Source organism: Pseudorhizobium sp. NPDC055634, assembly GCF_053618655.1.
On the sequence record NZ_JBSHHW010000008.1, the window covers coordinates 89,661 to 112,665 of the forward strand.

General features: G+C 63.7%; 19 protein-coding genes. 11 read left to right on the forward strand and 8 right to left on the reverse strand.

Annotation, left to right across the window (positions count from 1 at the left end; genetic code table 11):
• Window positions 1-34 precede the first annotated feature (34 nt).
• Both ACWGPT_RS14450 and ACWGPT_RS14455 read right to left on the reverse strand, forming a co-directional pair.
• Window positions 35-928, reverse strand: a complete 894-nt coding sequence (locus tag ACWGPT_RS14450; protein WP_452606310.1) for a LysR substrate-binding domain-containing protein — start codon at window positions 926-928, stop codon at window positions 35-37.
• 358 nt (window positions 929-1,286) lie between these two features.
• Window positions 1,287-2,618 carry a TadE/TadG family type IV pilus assembly protein gene (locus ACWGPT_RS14455; RefSeq protein WP_452606311.1) on the reverse strand — a complete coding sequence of 444 codons (1,332 nt, stop codon included), beginning with the start codon at window positions 2,616-2,618 and terminating at the stop codon, window positions 1,287-1,289.
• A 242-nt stretch (window positions 2,619-2,860) separates the two neighbouring features.
• Between ACWGPT_RS14455 and ACWGPT_RS14460 the strand changes: the two genes are divergently transcribed.
• The 7 genes from ACWGPT_RS14460 to ACWGPT_RS14490 all read left to right on the forward strand — a co-directional run bounded on the left by ACWGPT_RS14460 (window position 2,861) and on the right by ACWGPT_RS14490 (window position 11,490).
• The gene (locus tag ACWGPT_RS14460; RefSeq protein WP_452606312.1) at window positions 2,861-4,240 is read left to right on the forward strand and encodes a methyl-accepting chemotaxis protein; all 1,380 of its coding nucleotides are present in this window, start codon (window positions 2,861-2,863) and stop codon (window positions 4,238-4,240) included.
• 235 nt (window positions 4,241-4,475) lie between these two features.
• Window positions 4,476-5,627: a glycosyltransferase family 4 protein gene (locus tag ACWGPT_RS14465; protein ID WP_452606313.1), complete on the forward strand. Its 1,152-nt coding sequence runs from the start codon at window positions 4,476-4,478 to the stop codon at window positions 5,625-5,627.
• A complete protein-coding gene (locus ACWGPT_RS14470; protein WP_452606314.1) occupies window positions 5,627-7,810 on the forward strand; it encodes an amylo-alpha-1,6-glucosidase in 2,184 nt (727 codons plus the stop codon). The genes ACWGPT_RS14465 and ACWGPT_RS14470 overlap by 1 nt, the downstream gene beginning before the upstream one ends.
• Window positions 7,811-8,025: 215 nt before the next feature.
• A complete protein-coding gene (locus ACWGPT_RS14475) occupies window positions 8,026-8,973 on the forward strand; it encodes an ABC transporter ATP-binding protein (RefSeq protein ID WP_452606315.1) in 948 nt (315 codons plus the stop codon).
• Window positions 8,970-10,178 carry an ABC transporter permease gene (locus ACWGPT_RS14480; protein WP_452606316.1) on the forward strand — a complete coding sequence of 403 codons (1,209 nt, stop codon included), beginning with the start codon at window positions 8,970-8,972 and terminating at the stop codon, window positions 10,176-10,178. Before ACWGPT_RS14475 ends, ACWGPT_RS14480 begins: the two co-directional genes overlap by 4 nt.
• 11 nt (window positions 10,179-10,189) lie before the next feature.
• Window positions 10,190-10,957, forward strand: coding sequence for a fatty acid desaturase (locus ACWGPT_RS14485; protein ID WP_452606317.1), 768 nt, complete (start codon window positions 10,190-10,192; stop codon window positions 10,955-10,957).
• A 2-nt stretch (window positions 10,958-10,959) separates the two neighbouring features.
• Window positions 10,960-11,490, forward strand: a complete 531-nt coding sequence (locus ACWGPT_RS14490; RefSeq protein ID WP_452606318.1) for a sterol desaturase family protein — start codon at window positions 10,960-10,962, stop codon at window positions 11,488-11,490.
• 14 nt (window positions 11,491-11,504) lie between these two features.
• On the opposite strand, the gene ACWGPT_RS14495 is transcribed toward ACWGPT_RS14490, so the two are convergent.
• The 4 genes from ACWGPT_RS14495 to fni all read right to left on the reverse strand — a co-directional run bounded on the left by ACWGPT_RS14495 (window position 11,505) and on the right by fni (window position 16,227).
• Window positions 11,505-12,428, reverse strand: coding sequence for a phytoene/squalene synthase family protein (locus ACWGPT_RS14495; RefSeq protein WP_452606319.1), 924 nt, complete (start codon window positions 12,426-12,428; stop codon window positions 11,505-11,507).
• On the reverse strand, window positions 12,425-13,918 hold the full coding sequence (locus tag ACWGPT_RS14500; protein ID WP_452606320.1) for a phytoene desaturase: 1,494 nt from the start codon (window positions 13,916-13,918) through the stop codon (window positions 12,425-12,427). The genes ACWGPT_RS14495 and ACWGPT_RS14500 overlap by 4 nt, the downstream gene beginning before the upstream one ends.
• Window positions 13,915-15,090, reverse strand: a complete 1,176-nt coding sequence (gene crtY / locus ACWGPT_RS14505) for a lycopene beta-cyclase CrtY (RefSeq protein ID WP_452606321.1) — start codon at window positions 15,088-15,090, stop codon at window positions 13,915-13,917. Before crtY ends, ACWGPT_RS14500 begins: the two co-directional genes overlap by 4 nt.
• A gap of 105 nt (window positions 15,091-15,195) precedes the next feature.
• Entirely contained in the window at window positions 15,196-16,227 is a 1,032-nt protein-coding gene (gene fni, locus ACWGPT_RS14510) for a type 2 isopentenyl-diphosphate Delta-isomerase (RefSeq protein WP_452606322.1), read from the reverse strand.
• 199 nt (window positions 16,228-16,426) lie between these two features.
• Here fni and ACWGPT_RS14515 point away from each other — a divergent pair, with 199 nt between their 5' ends.
• Window positions 16,427-17,296, forward strand: a complete 870-nt coding sequence (locus ACWGPT_RS14515; RefSeq protein ID WP_452606323.1) for a polyprenyl synthetase family protein — start codon at window positions 16,427-16,429, stop codon at window positions 17,294-17,296.
• Between the two features lie 10 nt (window positions 17,297-17,306).
• Here ACWGPT_RS14515 and ACWGPT_RS14520 read toward each other — a convergent pair whose 3' ends face one another.
• Window positions 17,307-18,590, reverse strand: coding sequence for a glycosyltransferase (locus tag ACWGPT_RS14520; protein WP_452606324.1), 1,284 nt, complete (start codon window positions 18,588-18,590; stop codon window positions 17,307-17,309).
• Window positions 18,591-18,802: 212 nt separating this feature from the next.
• Between ACWGPT_RS14520 and ACWGPT_RS14525 the strand changes: the two genes are divergently transcribed.
• Together ACWGPT_RS14525 and ACWGPT_RS14530 are read left to right on the forward strand one after the other, a co-directional pair.
• On the forward strand, window positions 18,803-20,095 hold the full coding sequence (locus tag ACWGPT_RS14525) for an FAD/NAD(P)-binding protein (RefSeq protein ID WP_452606325.1): 1,293 nt from the start codon (window positions 18,803-18,805) through the stop codon (window positions 20,093-20,095).
• Window positions 20,092-20,493 (forward strand): hypothetical protein, encoded by a 402-nt coding sequence (locus ACWGPT_RS14530; protein ID WP_452606326.1) that lies wholly within the window; start codon window positions 20,092-20,094, stop codon window positions 20,491-20,493. Before ACWGPT_RS14525 ends, ACWGPT_RS14530 begins: the two co-directional genes overlap by 4 nt.
• Here the strand turns inward: ACWGPT_RS14530 and ACWGPT_RS14535 are convergent.
• Window positions 20,478-21,206: an MOSC domain-containing protein gene (locus ACWGPT_RS14535; RefSeq protein ID WP_452606327.1), complete on the reverse strand. Its 729-nt coding sequence runs from the start codon at window positions 21,204-21,206 to the stop codon at window positions 20,478-20,480. The two genes, ACWGPT_RS14530 and ACWGPT_RS14535, sit on opposite strands and share 16 nt — an antisense overlap.
• Window positions 21,207-21,393: 187 nt before the next feature.
• Here ACWGPT_RS14535 and ACWGPT_RS14540 point away from each other — a divergent pair, with 187 nt between their 5' ends.
• The gene (locus tag ACWGPT_RS14540) at window positions 21,394-22,848 is read left to right on the forward strand and encodes a PAS domain-containing protein (RefSeq protein ID WP_452606328.1); all 1,455 of its coding nucleotides are present in this window, start codon (window positions 21,394-21,396) and stop codon (window positions 22,846-22,848) included.
• Window positions 22,849-23,005: the final 157 nt, after the last annotated feature.

Genomic DNA, 23,005 nt, shown 5'->3' on the forward strand with positions numbered 1-23,005 from the left:
GACCCCGGCGGGGTCCGCTGGCCTTTCGCCTGAACTAGTCCCGCCGTGCAACCTCTTCCATCAACCACTCATGGAAGAGATCGAGTGCGCGGCGGGGCGTCCGGTCCGCGGGCCGGGTGAACCAGTAGCAATTTTCGCTCTCGAACCCGAGGCCGCCCGGATTGGCGAGAACGCCGGAGGCCAGTTCGTCGACGATAAGCCCGCGCGGGATGAGCGCCAGCCCCTGCCCCGCGATCGCGGCGCGAATGACCAGCGTGTAGAAGCCGAAGCGGACGTAGTGACGAGGCTCGGGGGCATCGTCCGGCAATGCCAGCGCTTCGCGCAGGTTCCGCCAGCAGTTCGGCGTCTGCGGATGCTCCAGGAGCGTGAAGCGGTCGATGTCGTCCAGTGTCTCCAGCCCGCCCGTCCTGTCGATATAGTCGGGCGCCCCGACAAGGGCCACGTCGCGCCCGAAGATGTAATCCGCCAGCTGGCCGCGCCATGGCGGGGAACCGTAGCGAAAGGCCGCGTCGGGCTCGGCCTGGCCGGGCGTTTCGAAACTGGTGAATTGGACATCGACATGCGGATGGCGCGCGGCGAAGGCGGCAAAGCGGGGCAGCAGCCAGCGATCCCCGAGGATCGGCAAGGTGTGAAGCCGCAGCACGTCCGGATCGCCCGACAGGCGCGCCACTCGAAGTGCGGCATCCTCCAGCGCCTTCAGCGCGATCTTGGCATGCTCGACATAGACCTTGCCTGCCTCGCTTAGTTGCAGGCCCGAGGCATGGCGCAGGAACAGCTTCTGCCCGACGGAGGCCTCAAGCTTGGACAATTGCTTGCTGACGGCGCTCTGGGACAGGTTCACCGCCTCGGCAGCCGCGACCGTCGACCCTCGCTCGGCCAGCGCGATCAGGACCCTGAGGCCTACGGTCGACGGTATCCGGAAATTCACGCCGTGCCTGCTTCCATTCGCTGATCGTTGGTCCCTAGAGTGCCCTGTATCTCGCCGCGAACCCGGCGATAGAGAGGACAAGATGCTCGCGAACTAGCATCTTTGCTCGGCTCCAGTGAAGGCCTTTGGCGGGCGATCGGGCGGCATTGCCGCGACATTTCAACGCTGCGGCTCACCGCATGGACGACGACCGGGAAGCCCACTTCAGACCTGGGGCACGTGGAGCATTGCCCGGTCCGCAACCTCTCCGGAGCACATTACATCGTCAGGCATCACCGCCCGTCAGCTACGCTCAGTTCCCGCGCGCGAATGCGGTCGGTCGCTTCGTCAGCCTGCAGCCCGAGGAGCCCAAGGTGGGTCAGCTCGTGATCCGCGGCGTGCTGACCAGCTTCTGGAAAAGCGCATTCATGGCGTCGCTGATACCATCCGTCGGGCTGACTTCGAAGTAGAAGCCGGGGCTTGCACATTCTTCCATCTTCGCGCCGATCGAATTGGTGAACGGCCTGACCCACTTATTCCAGAAATCGTTCTTCGGAAGCTCCAGATAGGTCGTATAGAGCACGGCGATCCGGATGTTGCGATCCTTGAGCCGCTTGCAGTACTTGGTGTCGATGGGCTCGATGCACCGGGTGCTGTTGACCTTGCCTCTGGTGCACCCGTTCGGCTTGTTGCTGTCACCCACGCCATCGGCAACGAAGAAGACGATCTTCTGCCGATCCGCGGCGCTGTTCCCCGTGCCTACCGAAGTGATTTTCTCGCCTATACCGGTGAGCGCCTTGTCGAAACTTGTGAGCTGATCATCGTTGTAGTTCTGGTAGGGGATGCTCATCAGCGTGATCTTGTCGGTGGCGCCGGCCACCGTGGAGAAGTTTTCAGTGAGCTTAGCGACTTCATAAAGCGATGCATCCTCGGCCTTCTTGCCGAAGGTATAGGCCGCCATACGGAACTGCCCCCTTACCGTCTGCGTCTTTTCGGCAGTGGCCATGAGAGCGGCGGTCGCCTGCGCCACGACATCGATGCGGATCGTCACGCCCTTGCTCTTGGCAAGAAAGTAGTAGCTCCCTTTGTCCTCGACTCCCGACTGGCTGACGACATGGCAGGCAAACGCGCAGTTCTTGTCGCCGCCGCTGGCGTTGCCGTTGCGGGTTTCGAATTCCATTTTAGCGACGTCGGCCGGAGTGGCGGCAACGCCCATCGAGGGCGTGTTGTCGAGGAGCATGTAGAAGTCCATGAAGGACGGCGTCTGGTAGCGGGCGGTTGACGTACCGCTGACCGTAACGCTCTCTTTGCCCAAAACCCTCATCAAGGTGGTCGGCACGGTGGTGCTGAAGGTGACCTTCGACTCGATCACGCCGCCGGTCTTGGTGACCTTGGCGTCGACCGTCACGGGGAGATCCGCCGCTCCTCCGGCCATCTGCCCGAAGAACAGCTTCTTTCCCTCTTCGGCGCCGACCTCGATCACGCCGTCGCCACTCATGTTCAACGCCTGGACGACCGCCTTCGAATTCGGCGTGATCGCGCCGACGGCTGCGGCGTCGGCCGCATTGTAAAGCTCTGTCCTGACAGAAAGCGCCTCGGAAAGGTCAAGCGCCAGGCCGGCCGCGCCGACGAGAGGCACCATGACGAGCGCGGTGATGATCCCGAAATTGCCTGACCTGTCAGACAGCATCCGATTGAAAGTGGCGATCATGCGGACTCTCTTCGACTGTGTGGCATGCAGCATCATGCGGCACAGTAGCCAGATCATGCGGCCCAGTGGCCAAAACTATCGCAAAGAGGTGTATGAGGGCTCAACAAGGACCCTTAATCATGCGTGAACTGCGGGAGAGGGCTATTGGCAGGAAGATACGGACTGTCTCATTGAGAGAACCGATTTAGATATCTGTTAAGGTCAACATGCAAAGAAACCCCATCTATTTTAGGGGAGACTGCATGTTCTTTAAGACCAAGCCGACGTTGCACAGCCAAGTATGCGAGTTCATTTTCGCAAGCTCGCCAGACGCTTATTTCGTGATTGAGAACGGTCGCATCACCAACTGCAACCGCTCCATGGAGAAGATGCTGGGCCTTTCGAAGGAAGAATTTCTCGGTGTCGAACCGGGCAACCTATCGCCGGAGTTTCAACCGGATGGCCGGCGTTCCAGCGAGGTGGCCGGGGAAATCTTCGCCACCGTGGCGCGAAAGGGCTTCCATCGGTTCGAATGGGTCCATCAGACGCTCGACGGCAAACCGCTGCATGTCCTTGTCACGATGATGATGGACACGATCGACGAAAAGCCTGTCATGGTGTCCTTCTGGCAGGACATCGCCGAACTGGTGGCCTATCGCCAGCGAATGGAAGAGGCACAAAAACGGGACGCCGCCAGAAGGGTGGAACAGGAGCGGGTATTTTCGGCGCTTGCCGGATCCCTCAGCAGGCTTGCTCAGGGCGATCTGGCCTGCCACCTCACGGAGCGCTTCGGAGACGACTATGAAAGGCTTCGGTCAGACTTCAATTCGATGGTGGACCAACTCTCCTCGGTGATGAGCCAGATCAGCGAGAATGCCTCGAACCTGAGTTCCGTCAGCGACGAAATAAGCGCCGCAACCAACGATCTCGCCAAGCGTACGGAGCAGCAGGCCACCTCCGTGGAGGAAACCGCCGCGTCTCTCGAGCAGATCTCCGCGACCGTGGAGGAGGCAGCGAACCGGGCGGAAGAAGCGGGACGGATCGTCGACAACACCCGCAAGAGCGCCGAGATCTCCGGCGAGGTCGTCCATGACGCCGTATCGGCAATGGAGGGTATCGAGAAGTCGTCCGTGGAAATCAACAACATCATCAGCGTCATCGACGAGATCGCCTTCCAGACGAACCTCCTGGCGCTCAACGCTGGCGTGGAAGCCGCGCGAGCCGGCGAGGCCGGCAAGGGCTTTGCCGTGGTTGCCCAGGAAGTCCGCGAACTGGCGCAGCGCTCCGCGACCGCCGCCAAGGAGATCAAGGCTCTCATCAGCGCTTCGACCGGCCAGGTCCAGCGGGGCGTGCAGTCGGTCGCCAAGACCGGCGACGTCCTCAGGACGATCGCATCCGACGTGCAGGAGATAAACCGGCACGTTAGCGCCATCATCTCATCGGCGCGAGAACAGGCCGTCGCGGTGCGGGAGATAAAGACGGCGATCGGAGCCATCGACAGGGGCACGCAGCGCAATGCCGCCATGGTCGAGGAGACAGCTGCCTCCGCGATACAGCTTGCCGATCAGGCACTTCTCCTCAACGATATCGCCGCGCGCTTTCAAGCAGAAAACCGCAATCAGGACCTGCGCTTGGCCTCGTAGCGCCATGCCCTCCACCGATTACCGAGCCGCCGTGTCCCTGGCACGGCGCCCTCGCCTCAGTGCGCATCTCTGGGCCGCCGGGCAATTTGCAGGCGGAACCTAGCCGAAAACTTTCTCCGCTCCATATATTCGTCTTTGCTGTTATGCATGAGCAACGCCCTCCTCAAGCAGATACCGGCGATAGACCAGTTGTAATTCCTGCCGGACTGACGCTTGGCGCAACCGAGTAAGCCCAATGCGTATTGCGCAAGTCGCACCCCTGGCGGAATCCGTTCCGCCCAAGCTCTATGGCGGCACGGAACGCGTCGTCTCCTGGCTCACCGAAGAACTCGTCGCACAGGGCCACGACGTCACCTTGTTTGCGAGCGGAGATTCCGAGACCTCCGCCCAGCTCGTCCGAGCGGTGCCGCAGGGCCTGCGGCTGGGAGGTATACGGGATCATACCGCCAGCATTCTCGTGATGCTGGAAGAAGTCCGGCGGCGGGTCTCGGCGTTCGACATCATCCACTTCCACATCGACCTGCTTCAGTTCCCGTCGTTCAGGAATTCATCCGCCCAGTGCCTGACTACGCTGCATGGCCGGCTGGACCTCGCGGATTTCCATCCGGTCTATCGCGCGTTTCCGGAGATGCCACTCGTCTCGATATCCAGGAACCAGCGCCTGCCGCTTCCCCACGCCAACTGGCGCGCCAACATCCAGCACGGGCTTCCGCCGGGCTCGGCGCCTGTCGATGTGGAGAGGCGGGATTATCTCGCCTTTCTCGGGCGCGTCGCGCCGGAAAAGCGGCCGGACCGGGCGATCGAGATCGCGAAGCGGGCCGGCATTCCGCTTAAGATCGCCGCGAAGGTCGATCCCTCAGACAAGGACTACTTCGATCACGTCATCCGGCCACAGCTCGATCATCCGCTAGTCGAATTCGTTGGCGAGATCGGAGATCACGAGAAGCGCGACTTCCTCGGGAAGGCGATCGCACTCCTGTTTCCCATAGACTGGCCCGAGCCGTTCGGGCTCGTCATGATCGAGGCTATGAGGGAAGGTACGCCGACTATCGCATGGCGCCGAGGCTCCGTTCCGGAGGTCATTGACGAGGGCCTTACCGGGTTCGTGGTCGAGTCGCTGGAAGAGGCCGTCGCCGCGGTTCACATGGCGGGAGACCTCGACCGGACACTGGTCCGGCAGCGATTCGAGGAGCGGTTCACCGCGACCCGCATGGCGTCGAACTATGTCGCCCAGTATGCGGGACTTGTGGAAGAGGCGGCATTGAGGGCGGCCCGCCAGGCGCTCCAGGCGGACGCTTCGCAAGTCCCGGCAGACCCCATCGTCGCCGCCACCAAGCTGTCCGGCGGCGGCACGAGTGCAATCTCGCCCCTTCAAAGGCCCGTCTGATGGTATTCGCCGTCGATCCGTCGATCAGCCCGGAAGATGACCTGGACATTGTTCGGTACGATCTCGACGTGGATACCTCTCTCGTCGGCCAGTCTCTGCGAAACCTCAAGGACGGCGATACGTTCGCACTCCTGAACGGCCACGGGGACATTTCCAGCGCCAATCCCGCAGAAGGGCTTTTCTTCCGCGACACACGGTTCCTCTCGCAATTGGAACTTCGGTTCCAGGGGCGGAAGCTGCTGCTCCTGTACTCGTCCAACCACGACGACAAGGCGGCGCTGTCGATCGATCTCACCAACCCCGAGATCGATCACGATGCCAATCCCCTGCCCCGCGAGACGATCTTCCTCGAGCGCACGAAGTTTCTTTACAAGGGGGTATGCTACGAGCGGCTCGGCCTGCGGAATTTCACGGCGCTGGATCGCCGGTTGACCATCGACTACATTTTCGACGCGGACTTTCGCGACCTGTTCGAAGTTCGCGGGATGACGCGAAAGGAGCGGGGCGACGAGACCTCCAAGGTGGTGGCTCCGAACGAAGTGCAGTTTCGCTATCTTGGCCTCGACAATGTGAAGCGACGCACGCGGATCGGTTTTGAACCGGCCCCGAGGCTTCTGGAGACGAACCGCGCAACATTCGAGCTGGCACTCGCACCCGGCGAGACGGCATCGATCTTCGTGACCGTCGCCTGCGAGGAAGGCGAGCCGGCTCCCGTGCTCGATTTCTTTCGGGCTTATCGTGATGGTCGTCGCGACAGGCGCAACCAGACACGCCATATCGCCACCGTGCAGAGCTCGAGCGATATCTTCAACGAGATCGCATCGCGCGCGACTTCCGATCTCTACATGCTCACCACCTCGACCGAGCACGGTTCCTACCCGTACGCGGGCATTCCCTGGTTCAGCACGATCTTTGGACGCGACGGGATCTTTACCGCAATGTTCATGCTGTGGATGGACCCTTCGATCGCACGGGGTGTGCTGCGCACCCTGGCGGCGGTGCAGGCGCAGGAATTCGACCGCAAGTCGGACGCGCAACCGGGCAAGATCCTTCACGAGATGCGCCACGGCGAGATGGCCCATCTCGGCGAGGTTCCCTTCGGCCGTTATTACGGAAGCGTGGATTCCACGCCGCTCTTCATCATGCTGGCGGGAATGTACCTGGAGGCGACAGGCGACCTCGGGACCATTGCCGAGATCTGGCCAAACATCGACGCGGCGCTGCGCTGGATAGACGATTTCGGCGACCGCGACGGCGACGGCTTTGTCGAGTACCAGGCGGAAACCATCGACAGCCTGAAGAACCAGGGCTGGAAGGATTCCCACGATTCCATCTTCCACGAGGACGGTTCGGATGCGGAAGGGTCCATCGCGCTGTGCGAGGTTCAGGGCTACGTCTTCGCAGCCAAGCTTTCGGCGGCGCGGATGGCCGAGCGACTGGGACACCGCGATCTGGCGGCCGATCTCACAAGAGTCGCCGAGGAACTGCGCCTGCGCTTCGAAGCGGAGTTCTGGGACGAGGAACTCGGAACCTATGTCTTGGCGCTCGACGGACGAAAGCGGCCCTGCCGCGTGCGAAGCTCCAATGCCGGACACGCATTGTTCACGGGCATCGCTTCGCCGGAACGGGCAAAGCGCGTCGCGGATACGTTGCTCAGCGCGGAGGGCTTCAGCGGCTGGGGTATCCGAACGATCGCGCGCGGCGAGGCACGCTTCAACCCGATGTCCTACCATAACGGCTCCGTCTGGCCGCACGACAATGCCGCCATTGCCATCGGCCTCGCCCGCTACAAGCTCAAGCATGAGGCCGTTCGCGTGTTCGGCGCGCTGTTCGATGCCGCCAAGGAGCAGGAGATGCGCCGGCTTCCGGAACTCTTCTGCGGCTTCATCCGCAAACCGGGTCGTGGGCCGACCCCCTATCCGGTCGCATGCTCGCCGCAGGCATGGGCCGCCTCGTCGATCTTCGGCGTTCTCGGCGCATGCCTCGGCCTCGAACAGGCCCATACCGAGAACGAGATACGTTTCCGCAATCCGATCCTGCCCGCCTTCCTGGACGAGATCGTCCTTCGAAACGTGCAACTGGGCTCGTCCCATGCCGATTTCCGCATGCATCGATATGGAAACGACGTCGCGACGAATGTGCTGGACCGCAGGGGAACGGCCAAGATCCTGATCGTGAAGTAGCGCTCCCCGCCCGCCTACGGCCCTGGGGATGCGACAGTCAGGCCTGCCCGCCATCGTTCCGCTTTAACATTTGACAGTCGCGGCAAGCCCTCCATGTTCTTCGTTTCGCCCGCATCGCCCGACCGGGCTGCGCGCGAGCGTCCGGCGAGATGCCGGTAACGGAGCAGCAGGGGGGAAACGACCATGCCTGGAGAGACCAACCGGAATAATGTGTCTTGATCGGGAAACCTGCCGCGCTCGAGGTCAGCAATCTGCGTGTCTGCTATGGTGACACGGAGGTCCTGCACGATGTCGACGTCACCATAGACCCTGGCGAGATCTACGGGCTCCTGGGTCCGAACGGCGCGGGAAAGACAACACTGATCCGCACCATCTGCGGACGGGTGCGGCCGGCCCGCGGACGCATCAGGATCGCCGGGCGGGAGACGGGCGCGGAAATGTTCCGCCAGATCGGCCTCGTGCCGCAGGAGATCGCGCTCTATCCGCATCTCACCATCCGCGAAAACCTGCAGGTATTCGGGCGCCTGGCCGGGTTGAGCAGCAGGGAAACGGAAACCGCCATCGATGACGTCAGCGAGGCTGCCAACCTGCGGGCGCGGATGTCAGATCGCGTCGACATCCTTTCCGGCGGATGGAAGCGACGCGCCAATATCGCTGCCGCGATCCTCCATCTTCCCGCGCTTCTCATCCTCGACGAACCGATGGTCGGCGTGGACCTCGAGGCCCGCAACGGCCTGCAGAGCGTCATCCAGAAACTGAGCGGGCTCGGCATGGGCATCCTGCTGGTGACCCATGACCTCTATCAGGCGGAGATCCTGTGCACGAAGGTGGGTCTGATGCATGACGGCACGATCTCCCCGCAAGGGTATCCGCGGGAACTGCTGGAGGAAGCGTTCCAGGACAAGGGAGAGATCCTGCTGGAGTTCGGCACATCCCCCTCGGCCGCCCATCAACACCTGTTGCGGCAGCTGGGCTTTACCCCGAACGGAGGACCGCTGAGCTGGAGCTTGATCGGCGATCGGTCCCCCTCCGATCTCGCCGCGGATCTTGTGCGCGCCAGCCTCGCGCCGAAGGAGGTCCGCTACCGCAAACCCAATCTCGAGACCCTCTTCATGCGCCATTCCCAGAGGATCGGCCTCAGGATGGGAGAGGACGCGGCATGATCCTGGCGATGATCCGCGTCATGACGCTCGGACTGCTCCGCGACCGGGGTGCGCTTATCCTGGCCTTCGTGCTCCCGCCGGCCATCTTCCTGATTTTCGCCTCGATCTTCGCGGCGACGACGAGCGACCGGCCGCAACTCAACATCGCCATCGCGCAACCGGGAACGAGCCCGGTCTCCCTGCGGCTCGAAGACGCCCTGCGAGGAGAACCGTCGCTGCGTGTCCTCGACCCGACACGGTCAAGCAGGGCGGACGTCGCAAGGCTTGTCGAAAACGGCGTCGCGGACGCTGGGATCGTGATCGGGCCCGACCCGGAAGACGACCAAGCCCCTGCCATTACGGTGCTGGTGGAGCCATCGAAACTCATGGCCGGCGCGATGCTGTCCGGCCAGGTGCAATCGATTGTCGCCCGGAGACTTCCGGACCTGGTTTTGTCCCGTGCGGCCGCAGGCGTCGAGGCAGCGGTCGGCGGGTTCACGCCGGAGCAGGCGGCGCGACTTTCGGCGGTGGTCGAGGCTCTCTCGCGAGAGGGCCGCAACGACGGGATGAAAGGCGGGCCGGGCCTGCTCGAAACCGTGACGGTCGGACAATCGCAGGGCGCCGACGCGACGATCACCTATTATGCCGGAGCCGTGGCCATCCTGTTCCTGCTGTTTTCGGCCCTGCAGAACGCGGCCACCCTCATCGAGGAGCGGAAGTCCGGGATCCTCGATCGGATCGCGGCGGGGCCTGCTGGTACGGACGTTGTGATCATCGGCAAGTTCATCTTTCTGGCCTTGCTGGGCGTGATCCAGGTGGCGCTGATCTTCGCGATTGCCGCACTGGCATATGACGTCGAGGTCGCAGCGAGGATCGGACCCTGGTTGCTGACAACGGTTGCCGCCGCCCTGGCCTCATCCGGACTGGCGCTCGCGGTGGTGACCGTCTGCACGACCCGCCAGCAGGCTCAAACTGTCTCCACATTTGTCGTGTTAATATGCTCGGCCATCGGCGGCTCCATGGTGCCGCGGTTCATGATGCCGGAATGGCTGCAGCATCTGGGACGCTTTACGCCCAACACCTGGGCCATCGAGGCATATTACGGCGTGCTGTGGCGCGGGGAGGCCTTGTCCGACGTGCTTCCGGAGATAGTTTGCCTGTTGACGATGGCTGTGGCCGGCGCGGTGTTCGCAATTGCGGTCTCCCGGTTGCGCCTGAGGTTCTAGGAGGAATGGCAATGGCGATTGCGACCGAAGACGTCCGGATCGCACGGAGTGACACCGCGACGGGGCTCGCCCTCGCCGGCCTCATCATTCTTGCCTGGCTCTTCGTCCACGTGACCGCGATCTTCCTCGTCGACTGGACGCAGCCGTACCGATTGTGGGCAGCCCCGCTCGTCATCGCGCTCCAGTGCTGGCTCAGCGTCGGTCTTTTCATCATCGCCCACGACACGATGCACGGATCGCTTGCACCGCCCTACCCGCGGCTGAACAGCGCCATCGGCCGCTTTTGCGTCTTCGTCTACGCCGGCTTTTCCTATGACAAGCTCTACGAGAGCCACCATGCGCACCACCGCCACGCCGGAACGGAGGACGATCCGGATTTCGATGCCGATCATCCCTCGAGCTTCTGGCCCTGGTACCTGAAATTTTTCCGCCACTACTTCGGCTGGCGCGAGTTCGGCATACTTTGCATCGCGGTGGCGATCTATCTGGTGATCCTGCGCGAGCGTTTTCCGACGATGCTTGCCTTCTGGGCACTGCCGGCAATCCTGTCGTCGATCCAGCTCTTCTACTTCGGCACCTACCGCCCTCACCGGATCGACGAGGAACCCTTTGCCGATCGCCACCGGTCAAGAAGCAATGACTTTTCGCCCTTCATGTCTTTGCTGACGTGCTTCCACTTCGGCTATCATCATGAACATCACGACGCGCCGTGGGTGCCGTGGTGGCAGCTATCCGCCCATCGCAGTCTGAACCTGCGTCCCCAAGCAAGCCGAGGTTGATGATGGAAAGCGTCCTGTCCTATCTGGTCCCAGCGGTTCTGGTGGTCGGCACGGTCGTGTTCATGGAGTGGTTTGCCGCGTGGTCGCACGAACACATCATGCACGGCTGGGGTTGGGAGTGGCATAAGTCTCACCACGAGCCCCATGACGAGACACTGGAGAAGAACGACCTTTACGCGGTCGTCTTCGCGGTGTTCGCGATCGGCCTGTTCTGGATCGGCTCGTACTGGTTCTGGCCGCTCTGGTGGATAGGGGTCGGCATTTCCATTTACGGCCTCCTCTACTTCGTCATGCATGACGGCCTGGTGCATCAGCGCTGGCCGTTCAAATACGTGCCGCGCAAGGGCTACCTGAAGCGCGTCTACCAGGCGCATCGCCTCCACCATGCCGTAGAAGGGCGCGACGGATGCGTGTCGTTCGGCTTTGTCTATGCGGAGCCGGTGGACACGCTCGTCAAGCGGCTCCAGGAGAACAGGCGCAAGCTCGATCCGCAGGCGCTCAAGGACGAGGAAGAATACGCGGTCCGGCAGTAGTCACGGTCCGGCGGTCACGGCCGTTGCCAGAGGCCGGTCCGCGGTTCACCGCCGCCGGCACGACGCGTCCGGGCAACGTCGCCGAGGGCCATGACCAGCAAGCCTCCCTTCTCCGCCTTCGTCGTCGAAACGCGCCTGTCCCAGGCTGCGGGGCCGCCGGCGCGCAGCTTGCCGCCGATCGCACGGTAAACGCGGCGCGCCGTGGCAATCGCCCAAGCCGAGCGCGGCGGCAGGGCGGCAAGGCCGTGGTAGGCGGATCGGTAGTAGTCTTCCGAAAGATCGAGAAGCTCCAGGGCCGCCGCATGAAGTGCCGGCCGCTGCGAGAGGTCTTCCGGATCGATTTCGGAGATGCCGTTTTGCGCAAGAATGTCCGCCGGAAGATAGACCCGGCCGGCGCGGGCATCCTCGACGACGTCGCGGGCGATATTGGTCAGTTGGAACGCAAGTCCGAGGTCGCAGGCGCGATCGAGCGTCGTCTCGTCGCGGACGCCCATGATCATCGCCATCATCACCCCGACGACGCCGGCGACGTGGTAGCAGTAATCCAGCGTGTCAGAGATCGTCGCGTAGTGACGGCCGGAGACATCCATCTCGAAGCCCGCCAGCAGTTCCTGCGGATGCCGCGCCGGAATCCGGTGACGCTCGACGACTCGCCGAAGCGCCTCGAAAACCGGATCCTCGGTCGATCCGCCCCCAAGCGCGAGGTCGGTCTGACGACGCAGGAGATCGAGGCGTTGCCGCTGTCCGTCGCGAAAGTCCTCCCGCTGCTCGTGGCCCATGGTCTGCCCATCCACCACATCGTCGCAATGGCGGCACCAGGCATAGAGCATGACGGCATCCTCGCGGGTCTGCCGGTCGAACAGCCGCGCGGCGGCCGCAAAGCTCTGCGAGCCGCTCGCAATCGCATTCTCGCTGGTGGCAAGGACCGTGTCGCTCATCGGCCGGCATCCTCGATCATCAGTCCGGCGGTCGCCTTTGCCGAACCGACCACGCCCGGTATGCCGGCGCCCGGATGGGTTCCCGCGCCGACGATGTAGAGATTGGAGATCTCGTCGTCGCGATTATGCGGCCTGAACCAGGCACTCTGGGTGAGGATCGGCTCGACGGAAAAGGCCGAGCCCAGATGCGCGTTGAGTTCGTCGCGGAAGTCGTGCGGCGTGAAATGCCGCACCGTCACGAGATCCTTCAGAAGCCCGGGAATGTAGCGCTCGTCGAGGTATTTGAGGATGCGGTCGCGATATTTCGGCCCCTCGACGTCCCAGTCGATGTCGGCCGTCCCGAGGTGGGGCACCGGAGACAGCACGTAATAGGCGCTCGATCCCGCCGGGGCGAGACTGTCGTCGGTGACGGAAGGGGCGTGAAGGTAGAGCGAAAAGTCGTCGGCCAGCGCGCTCGTGCCGAAGATCTCGGTGATCAGTTCGCGGTATCGGGCGCCGAACAGGACCATGTGGTGCTTCAGTTCCGGATGGGTGGTCCTGAGGCCGAAGTAGACGACGAAAAGCGACATGGAGAAGCTCTTCTTTTCCAGCGCGCGCCCGTTCGAGCGTCCGCGCGCCGTGTCGCGCAGCATGTGCTTGTAGGTATGAACCACGTCCGCGTTCGACGCGATCTGGTCGAACGCCTGGCGGCTCCCGTCCTTCAGGATCACGCCGCTGACCCGATCGTCCTGCGTTTCCATGCGGTCGATCTCGGCGTTCAGATGCAGGGTGCCGCCGAGATCGGTGAACAGTCTTGCCATGCCGGCGATGAGGGCCCCGGTGCCGCCCTTGGCGAACCAGACACCGCCCTTGCGCTCCAGTGCGTGGATCAGCCCATAGATGGAGGACGTCCGGAAGGGATTTCCGCCGACGAGCAGGGAATGGAAGCTGAAGGCCTGACGCAGCTGCTCGTCCCTGATGAACTGGCTCACCTTGGAATAGACGCTGCGATGGCTTTCCAGCCGCATCAGCTGCGGCGCAACCTTGATCATCGACCAGAAATTCAGGAAGGGAACGGTGCCGAGCTTCTCGTATCCTTCCCGGTAGAGGTCCTCCGAATAGGCGAGGAAACGTCGGTAGCCCTCGACGTCTTGCGGCGATTTCTCGGCAATTTGCCGGTCAATCTCCGCCTGATCGTTGGCGTAGTCGAAACGGTACCCGTCCTCCCAGCACAATTGGTAGAAGGGGGTGATGGGAAGCAGGGTCACGTAGTCGGACAGGCGGCGGCCCGAAAGCGCCCACAACTGTTCCAGGCAATCCGGATCGGTGATGACGGTCGGCCCCGCATCGAAGGTGAAGCCGTCGTCGGTGTAGACATAGGCGCGGCCTCCCGGCTTGTCGCGCTTCTCGTAGATCGTCGTCCTGATGCCCGCGCTCTGGAGGCGGATGGCGAGCGCGAGCCCGCCGAAGCCGGCACCGATCACTGCCGCTGTCTTTGTCTGGCTGCTCATGGGGCTCCATTTTTCAACAGGCTTGCCTCGCTGAGGCAGGCAAGCGCGCGGTGAACAGGTACGGGAGGCTTGCCGAGGAGAATGCGGACGATATCGGCGTAACTTGTCCGTCCGGCGTAGAAGCGCTCGATCAGCGGCGTCGGCAGCGTGTAGAAACGCTCCAGCACGAGGTGGCGCTGTTCGGGAAGGGCGGCCCGGAAGAGCATCCGGTTGAGGAAACGATAGAAGCGCTGGCTGCGGTGGCGACGGGCGGCGTGATCGCGGATCACCCCCGCAAGGCGCTCGCTGTCGCAGGGCCAGTATTCCGCCACCAGATCGGCAACCCGCACGGCCTCCGGCACACTGTAGCCCGTCGTCGGGTGGAAAAGTCCGGCACGCATGCCGGCTTGCGGTATGTCCGCCGGCAGATCCGACCAGAACCGCTCGAAGTCGTGCGCCAGCGCGATCGGCAGGACGCCATGTTCCGTGCGGACGATCCGGTCGATCGACCAGCCCTGCAGGGACGCATAGTCCCTGATGTCACCCGCCAGAGCGTCTTCGTCCATCTCGGCCCCGTCGGAATAGCGGGTGTCCTCGATCAGCACCCGGGTGGGTGACTGCGGCAGCAGGTAGACGAACCGATAGCCGTCATCCTGGTCGACCGTGGCATCCATGATCACCGGATGCACCAACCCATGGGGCTCCCGCAGTTCCACTTCGAGACCAACAAATTTTTGGTAGCCGAGAACCATGCCGGGGCTTGGCCGGAAGCCTCGACAGTCGATGACGCAGGACGCCGCCTCGAACGTCCCGTCCGCCAGGACGACGTGATCGGCCGACAGAGCGGTGACCCGCGCGTTGGGCCGCAACTCGACATTGCCGAGACGCGAGATCGCATCGGCCACCGAAGCCGAGGTCAGCGAGGAATAGCCGGAGGGTAGATGGCGTCGATGGTTGCGAAACCGCACCGTCTGGCCGTCCCAGCTCCTGGCAATCAACGGCTTGAGCCAGGCGCGGCTGGAAGCCTCCACGTCGGCATCGTGAAATGACCATGTATGCTCCCCGAACGGCCTGTCACTGCCTTCAAGGATCAGGATCGAAGGCGCGCCATCAGAGACGGACAGGCGCTGGGCGATGAGGGCGCTGGCAAGACCTGCGCCTACCAGCACGAGCGGGGGCATGGCCTCAGGCACAGGCGCGCTCCCCCGGTTCCCCCCGACACGCGGAAGGGCATGGCCCAGGAGCCAGGCGAATGGCGGTCCGGCGTCGATCCCTGCTCTTGTCTATGGCCGAACATCTCATCCGCGAAACGGGACGGCCTCCAGCTTTGCGACCCGAAGCTCCGCAAGGTTCGAGGACCCCGTGCAGAAACAGGCGACACGCAGTTGGCCGGACATGATGCCGAAATGTTCGGCGAGGTCCTCGGGAGAGACGGTCGCGGCCTGGAGCACGGAAGCGGCCTGCCCGACAAGGTCTGCGCCGAGCCGTATTGCCTTTGCCGCATCGACGCCCGTGCGAACCCCGCCCGAGCCGATGATGAAGAGGTCGGGCTGCGCCTCCCGGAGGGCTGCGATGGCAAAGGCCGTGGGCTGCCCCCAGTCGCTGAAAGCGGACGCGATCGCCGCCTCGGCGGGGGTCCTGGCGCGCAGGGCCTCGACCGCTGCCCAGCTCGTCCCGCCGGCGCCGGCGACATCGATGATGCGGACGCCGAGAGCCGCCAGCCTGCCCGCGACGGAAGGAGAAATGGCAGAGCCCACTTCCTTGGCGACCACCGGGACCGGGAGGGCGTCGGCAAGCTTGCCGATCTTTTCCGTTAGCCCCTTCCAGTTGCGATCGCCTTCCGGCTGCACCGCTTCCTGCAGGGGGTTGAGATGAATGATCAGGGCATCCGCATCGATCATCTCGACCGCCCGGCGCGCCTGGTCGATCCCGTATCCGGTGTTGAGCTGCGCCACCCCGATATTCGCGAGGATGGGGACGGACGGGGCAAGCCGCCTCAATTCGAGGTTCATTCCCCAATCCGCATCGGTGTCGAGCGCGATCCGCTGGGACCCTACGGCAAAGGGAATTCCGATCGCTTCGCAGGCAATGGCGATGTTGTGATTGATCCGCTGCGCCTTCTCCGCGCCGCCCGTCATCGAACTGACGAGGAAGGGCATGGTGATCCGCTTGCCCAGGAACTCCGTAGACAGATCGATTGCAGACATGTCGATCTCCGGCAGAGCGACATGCTCGAACCGTACTGCCTCGAACGAAGTTCCGATGTGCCCGCTCACGGAATTGCCAGCCAGAACGATGTCCAGATGCTGTTTTTTTCGTTCGGCGAGCATTTCGTCCTTTCATCCGGCCGCAAGTGCCACAGATAGTTTTCGAGAAACCGGAAAGCCGGCGTTGAAGATAGGATATAGGTTAGGCTCGCTGAATGTCCTGCACACAGGGTCAAATTTTCGTCATCCTCGCCAGCCATCAAGATCAGAACCAGCAGGCGCAATGGCTGCGTAAGAGTTACATTGGGAGGAGTTACGCCTGATGATTGAGGGCATGAAGTCCGAAATCGAAAGCAGACTTCATGTTCTCCTGGAGACGGGAGAATATTCACCGCCCAGACTTTCGGCTGCGATGCAGCACGCTTTGCTTGGCGGTGGAAAGAGGTTCCGTCCCCTCCTGTTCGTGCTGACGACCCGTCAGAGTGATCGGCTCTCGGCCGCCATCGATATCGGCTGTGCCGTCGAGATGGTCCACACCGCCTCCCTCATCCTGGACGACCTGCCCTGCATGGACGATGCCGACCTGCGGCGCGACAAGCCGACGACCCACCGGGTCTATGGTCAGGCAACGGCGATCCTGGCGGCCATCTCGCTTCTCACCCGCGGCCTGAACATCGTATCGACCGCCGAAGGCGTGCCTGCCGAGATCCGCTCGCGTCTCGCCGCCATATTGAGCCATGCCGTTGGCCATACCGGGCTGGCCGCAGGCCAGGAGGTCGATCTGCACGAGCCTTCCGGAAACGGGCTCGAGGTAGAGCAGAAGAACTGGCTCAAGACGGGCCGGCTTTTCGCGGCGATGGCCGAGATGGCGGCCATTCTCGAAGACCGCCCTTCCGATGAGGCCGCGGCGCTCGCGGAGTTCGCCTTCCACCTCGGCTCCGCCTTCCAGGCGATGGACGACCTCCTGGACGCAACCTCGCCGACCAGCGCACTTGGCAAGGATACCGGCAAGGATGCCGGGAAGAGCTCGATGGTCAACGACCGGGGGGCTGCGGCAACCCGCCTGTCCTACATAACCCACCTGGAGAGGGCAAACCGCGTCCTGCCCCGCTGCGGCGTCGACGAAGTGCCGATCCGGATGATCCTGCGCTCCATCGACCTCCTCGCACCCCAGCAAGACATGGCCGTCTGAGGGGGACCTGTTACTCCCCCGGCAGCGGTATGGTGAGAACCGTCTCCGGCGGGGTCGGGGGCGGCGAGAGCGTGGCTTCGATGATGTCGACCGCCTTGCCAAGCCCGCCGGCGGCGGAGATGGACCGGCCGATACCCCTTGCCCTCTCCGCGTAGGTCGGGTCGGAGAGGAGGGGCCGGAGCGCACGCTTCATGCCGCCCGCCATCAACAGTCGCGGGGACCGGCGCAGGCCAACCCGATGGTGGACGACACGGGCAGCCACCCCCGGCTGGTCGAAGGCGATCGGCAGCGCGATCAGCGGCGTCCCGAACTCCAGCGCATCCAGAACCGTGTTCATGCCTCCATGCGTTATGCAGATATCCGCCCGCTCAAGGATCGCCCTCTGCGGCACGAAGTCCGTCACCCAGGTGGCCCCAAGCGCGGCTTCCTGGGTCGCGTCGAGGCCGCCGCAATGGGCGACGAGCAGTTGCACGCCGAGGTCGCGGCAGGCCCGGGCGGCCGCCTGGAACAGCCGGAAGCGATGTCCCTGCAGCGTGCCGAGCGACATGAAGACCACCGGTATGTCCGGATCGATCGCGAAGGGTATCGCTTCGGTCTTTTCCGGTCCCCGGATCGGGCCCACCATATGGAGGCGCTTGCCTGCTGCGGATCGGGGGAAATCGAAGCTCTCCGTGGTCTGGGCGATGGTGCCGAGGTCGGACACGCATGACTGGAGGTCGGTGAAGGCGGGCCCGAGGCCGAAGCGGGCAGACCACTTCCGGATCAGGCGGCGCTGCTCCGTCAGCAGGAGCCGGGAGATACGCTCCCCTCCCCTGTTCCGCCACCGTCCTCTCGGGCCTGGATCATACGGCCATGAGAGGAAAGGAAGCGGTATTCCCTCATCGCGCTCCACCGGGAGAGCGCATGCGACGGAGATCAGCGGCAGGCCGAGATAGCGCGCGACGAGCCCGCCCGCCGGCTCCATCTGGTCTGCGAGAACGGCGTCGACGCCAAGCGCGCGCAGATGGCCAGGGGCGTGTTCGCAGATAGCGCGGGAGAGCGTGACGGTATCGCGAACGGTCCGCAGGATACCGAACGGCCCGCCGGGTCGTGATGCGCGGTTGATGATGGCCTCGATCCGGTTCCGATCCGTGCCTTCCACCGCCAGGGTGCTGAAGCCCGCGGAAACGTCGCGTTCGGCGCCGCCGTTCACCAGGATAGTGACGCTATGTCCCCGGCGGACCAGTTCCCCGGCCAGCGTCTCGAAGACGGTGATGTGGCTCCTGAAGGGGGGAGAGACGAGAGCGAAATGCAATGGCCGGCCTTCCGTTTCACCTCGAAGTATGTGGCCCCGACGGGCGCTCCTTCAAGGCCGGCCGGCGGAGAGCACGGACGGGGAGCATAGCCTTCACGAATACGGGATCGCACGGGCGGCCTTCTCCGGCCGCTGGCGCGGAACAAGACCTGTCCTCAGACATTGTAGAGACCTCGAAGCTTATCCCCCTGCTGCACGGACGAAAATCTCGAATGTTTCCAAGAATTGCGGTGATCGGCTGCGGCCCGACAGGCCTCTACACCCTGAAGAGCCTCGCCGCCTCGAAGCTTCCGCTCTCCATCACGATCTACGAGGCCGAGGCCGAACCGGGCAAGGGAACTCCCTATCATCCGGACATCAACGATCCGGCCATGCTCTCCAATATCCCCAGCATCGAGTTTCCGGCGCTGACCGAAACGCTGGTGGACTGGCTGCGACGCCAGGATGACCAGGATCTCGTCCGCTTCGGCATTGCCCGCGAAGCCATCGACGAACGCGAATTCTATCCGCGTGTCGTCCTGGGCGAGTACATGCGGGCGCAGTTCCTGCGCATCGTCGCGACGGGCAAGGCGAACGGGCATGCCATCGAGGTGCTGGAGCGCCACCGGGTCGTCGACATCGCGCTTCGTCCGGACGACATCCGCCTGAAGGTCATGCGCGGCGACGGCTCCCATCTCGACGCGGTCTTCGACCATGTCGTGATGGCGACGGGCCACAACTGGCCGGAAGAGACCGAGATCCGGCCGGGCTATTTCGTATCCCCGTGGCCGGCGCCCGCCCTCGGCCGTATCGGCCCCGTCCGCGTCGGCATTCTCGGCACCTCTCTAAGCGCCATCGACGCGCTGATGACGGTGGCAACGGCGCGCGGCGCCTTCTGCTTCGATGCGGGCGGCGAACTCCAGTTCCAGCCGGCCGTCGGCACCGAGGGGTTTCACGTCACGATGATGTCCCGCAAGGGTCTGCTTCCGGAGGCGGACTTCTATTGCCCCCTTCCCTATCTCGAGCCGAGGATATGCACCCGCGAGGCCGTTGACGCGCTTATCGCCACTGGCCGCCACGACCTGCTCGACGACGTCTTCGAACTGTTCCGCCGGGAGATCGTCGTTGCCGATCCGGAGTATGCGGCGCGGATCGGGCTCTACGATCTCGACGTCGAGACCTTCGCGACTGCCTATTTTGCCGAACGGGCCGAGAGCGATCCCTTCGTCTGGGCCGCCAAGAACCTCGCGGAGGTGGAGTACAACCGGGAGCGTCGCCATACGGTGCCGTGGCGCTACGCCATCCTGATCACCCACGAGATCATCGCCCGTGTCGTTCCGCATCTCGACGAGACCGACCTGAAGCGCTTCCACCGTTTCTTCAAGGGCGTCTTCATCGACGACTATGCCACCGTGCCGCTGATGTCGATCCGCCGGCTGCTGGCGCTGCACCGCGCCGGCAAGCTCGACATCCTCAAGCTTGGAGAGGATTACGAGGTGAGCCACGAAGGCCGGCGCGCGGCGTGACGGTCGCGGTCGGGGAGGAAAGGCACGAGTTCGAAGCCTTCATCGACGCCACGGGCCAGGAGGCGCTTTCGGCAACGGACCTGCCCTTCCCGACACTGGTCGCCCAGGGCGGGGTTCGCACGTCCGCCACCCCGAAGGACCATGCGATGCTGACCGGGGACGGCTCGCTGGAAATGGTGCTGACCGGCGGAATCGACGTCGACGAACTCTACCGTCCGAAGCTCAGCCAGCCGCTCTGCAACCGGCTCTACTGCGCGGCGATCTCCTTCCTCCTGCACAAGCAGCCCTTCGTCCAGGGCATCACGAGTGCCTGCGAGATCGGCGAGACGGTCGCCGGGGCAATTCTCGCGGATATCGCAGCGGAGCGCGAGCCCCTTCTCGTTCAGGCCCCCGCATAGACGCGATCGCCAACGGCAAGGACGCCGGAGGCGAGCGGGGCGGCATAGACGCCGAGACTCCGGCCATTGTGTCTCATGACACCCCGCAGAACCTCGGGCTCCTCGTCGAGGCCCGGCTGCGCGATCAGCGTCATCCCGCAGCGGCGTGTGCGCTCGCTTACCGCAACGGCCACGGCACCGATCGTCAGCGTCGTGCCCAGCCAATCGTTCTCCACGAAGCCTTCGGCGTCCGTATCGATCAGCACCGAGGGCCGGAAGCGGCGGCTGTCGACGGCGGCGAGACCGCCGAGCCTTGCCAGGGCCCGCAGCGACGCGGTCGTCACGAGGTGGAGCGGCGCGGGCGAATACCGGCCGGGAATGACGGAGAACCGCGATCCTGCCATCGCCACGTGGGCCGCGACATCCGCGTCGAAGCCGAAGTGGGCCGTGAGACGGCCTGCCAGCGAAGGGTCATCGACGGGCAAGCAACCTTCGTCGGGGAAGCGGATGCTGGGGAAGTCGTCGTCGGGCTGGGTGGCGGACAAGTGGAGTGCCGGGCGCCAGCGCGGCTCCTGTTCCGGCGCGGCGGGGCGGCCGGTCGCACAGTCGAACAGCCCGAACCGGCGATCGCCGTCAATCCCGGCGGACGAAACGCCGACGGATGAAAGCGTTTCACCGCCGACCGAGCTTACCGGATACCGCCACACCTCGACCACCCGCCCAATTTCCCGCATCCGTCTTCGTCCGCTCCACTCATGCACCGAGTAGGAAGACGCCGCAGCCTGGAGGAGGTTCCCGGTGCTTTGCTGCTGGTCTCCGGATGAGCACGTCGCGTGCGATTTCCCAAGAGTTGCCCAGTGCAAGCGGGTGGAATTTTAATAAACCCGAATATAAAGCTTCGTACATGGAGCACGGACGCAGATGAACACATCCGAAGAAGACCGGATCGCGCGTGAAATTCATCGCCCGTCGAACGGGGCCGATCCGTTTTCTGCCGCTGTGCGAAGCACCCGCATGCCGATGCTGATCACCGATCCCAGGCTTCCCGACAATCCGATAGTCTTCGCGAACGATGCATTTGCAAAGCTGACGGGCTATACCCGCGAGGAAACACTCGGACGAAACTGCAGGTTTCTTCAGGGGCCCGCGACGAACAGCGATACGGTGGACCGCATCAGGACCGCCGTGGCGGCCAGGGAGCCGATCGAGATCGAGGTCCTGAACTACCGCAAGGACGGTACGGCCTTCTGGAACCGGGTCCTCATTTCGCCCGTGTTCGACGAGGGAGAACTTACCTATTTCTTCGCTTCCCAGTTCGATGTAACGCCGGAGCGGGATCGGATCGCCGGCCTCACGTCGGACCGCGAGGAACTGGAGGCCGAAATCCAGCGGAGGGTTCTCGACCTCGCCGCCAGCGAAGAGCGCCTCAGGTTCACGCTCCAGGCAGCCGGGCTTGGCACCTGGACACTCGACATCCCCAACCAGCGGCTGGTTTGCTCGAACATCTGCAAGACGAACTTCGGGCGCGGTCCCTCGGACAGTTTCTCCTACCAGGATCTCCAGGCTTCCATCCACCCCGACGACTATCCGCGCTGGCAGGCGACCCTGGCGGAATGTCTCGCGACGAGCGGCGAATTCCAGATCGAGTATCGTGCGGTGATGCCGACGGGCAGCGTCCGCTGGATCGAGATCAGGGCACAGACGCGCTACGACGCCGCCGGCAATCCCGTCGCCATGACCGGCATATCCGCGGACATCACCGCGCGGAAGGATGCCGAGGCCCATAGCCAGCTGCTGATGCAGGAAATGAACCACCGCATCAAGAATACGCTCGCGACCGTCCAGTCGATCATCACGCAGAGCGTCCGCGGAACAATGGACCCGGCCGATCTGGGCCGTGTGATCAACAAGCGGATCGAGGCGCTCGCCGGAGCGCATGACGTGCTGACGGGCCGCCGTCTCGACCGGGCGTCGATCCTGGAAGGGGTCGCCAGGGCGCTCCAGCCCTTCCGCGACGATGGCGGGCGGATCCACATCCTCGGACGCGACGACATCGAACTCTCTACCAAAGCGAACACCGCCCTGACCATGGCTCTCCATGAGCTTGCCACCAATGCCGTCAAGTACGGCGCGCTCTCCAACTCTTCGGGCCATGTCGACATCGACTGGCGGGTCGACGACCAGGATTTCATGCTGGTCTGGCAGGAGCACGGGGGACCGCCGGTAACGGTGCCGACGCGAACCGGCTTCGGCTCGCGCATGATCGAGCGCGCATTGGCGGCAAGCTTCAGGGGATCGGCGCAGATCGATTACCTGCGGGAGGGCGTCCGGTTCAATCTGCGGACCCAGGTCGACAAGCTCACGGACCCCGAATGATCGCAGGCAATCGCGCCTAGTTGGGACGGCGGATGGGCGTAATGCTCCCAAGGTAATCAGGTCAACGGATAAAAAGGACGCTTGTGCATATTTATTGCGCAGAGGACGGGCGGAGAGATGTATTTGTGCATTTCTCCGGCATAATCCCGTAATTTAG

Coding starts and splice junctions, on each gene's coding strand:
- ACWGPT_RS14465 (WP_452606313.1), top strand. CDS start 4,476: ATGCGTATTGCGCAAGTCGCACCCCTGGCGGAATCCGTTCCGCCCAAG.
- ACWGPT_RS14480 (WP_452606316.1), top strand. CDS start 8,970: ATGATCCTGGCGATGATCCGCGTCATGACGCTCGGACTGCTCCGCGAC.
- ACWGPT_RS14535 (WP_452606327.1), bottom strand. CDS start 21,206: ATGCGGGAAATTGGGCGGGTGGTCGAGGTGTGGCGGTATCCGGTAAGC.
- fni (WP_452606322.1), bottom strand. CDS start 16,227: ATGCTCGCCGAACGAAAAAAACAGCATCTGGACATCGTTCTGGCTGGC.
- ACWGPT_RS14495 (WP_452606319.1), bottom strand. CDS start 12,428: ATGAGCGACACGGTCCTTGCCACCAGCGAGAATGCGATTGCGAGCGGC.
- ACWGPT_RS14485 (WP_452606317.1), top strand. CDS start 10,190: ATGGCGATTGCGACCGAAGACGTCCGGATCGCACGGAGTGACACCGCG.
- ACWGPT_RS14515 (WP_452606323.1), top strand. CDS start 16,427: ATGATTGAGGGCATGAAGTCCGAAATCGAAAGCAGACTTCATGTTCTC.
- ACWGPT_RS14525 (WP_452606325.1), top strand. CDS start 18,803: ATGTTTCCAAGAATTGCGGTGATCGGCTGCGGCCCGACAGGCCTCTAC.
- ACWGPT_RS14470 (WP_452606314.1), top strand. CDS start 5,627: ATGGTATTCGCCGTCGATCCGTCGATCAGCCCGGAAGATGACCTGGAC.
- ACWGPT_RS14460 (WP_452606312.1), top strand. CDS start 2,861: ATGTTCTTTAAGACCAAGCCGACGTTGCACAGCCAAGTATGCGAGTTC.
- ACWGPT_RS14500 (WP_452606320.1), bottom strand. CDS start 13,918: ATGAGCAGCCAGACAAAGACAGCGGCAGTGATCGGTGCCGGCTTCGGC.
- ACWGPT_RS14455 (WP_452606311.1), bottom strand. CDS start 2,618: ATGATCGCCACTTTCAATCGGATGCTGTCTGACAGGTCAGGCAATTTC.
- ACWGPT_RS14540 (WP_452606328.1), top strand. CDS start 21,394: ATGAACACATCCGAAGAAGACCGGATCGCGCGTGAAATTCATCGCCCG.
- ACWGPT_RS14490 (WP_452606318.1), top strand. CDS start 10,960: ATGGAAAGCGTCCTGTCCTATCTGGTCCCAGCGGTTCTGGTGGTCGGC.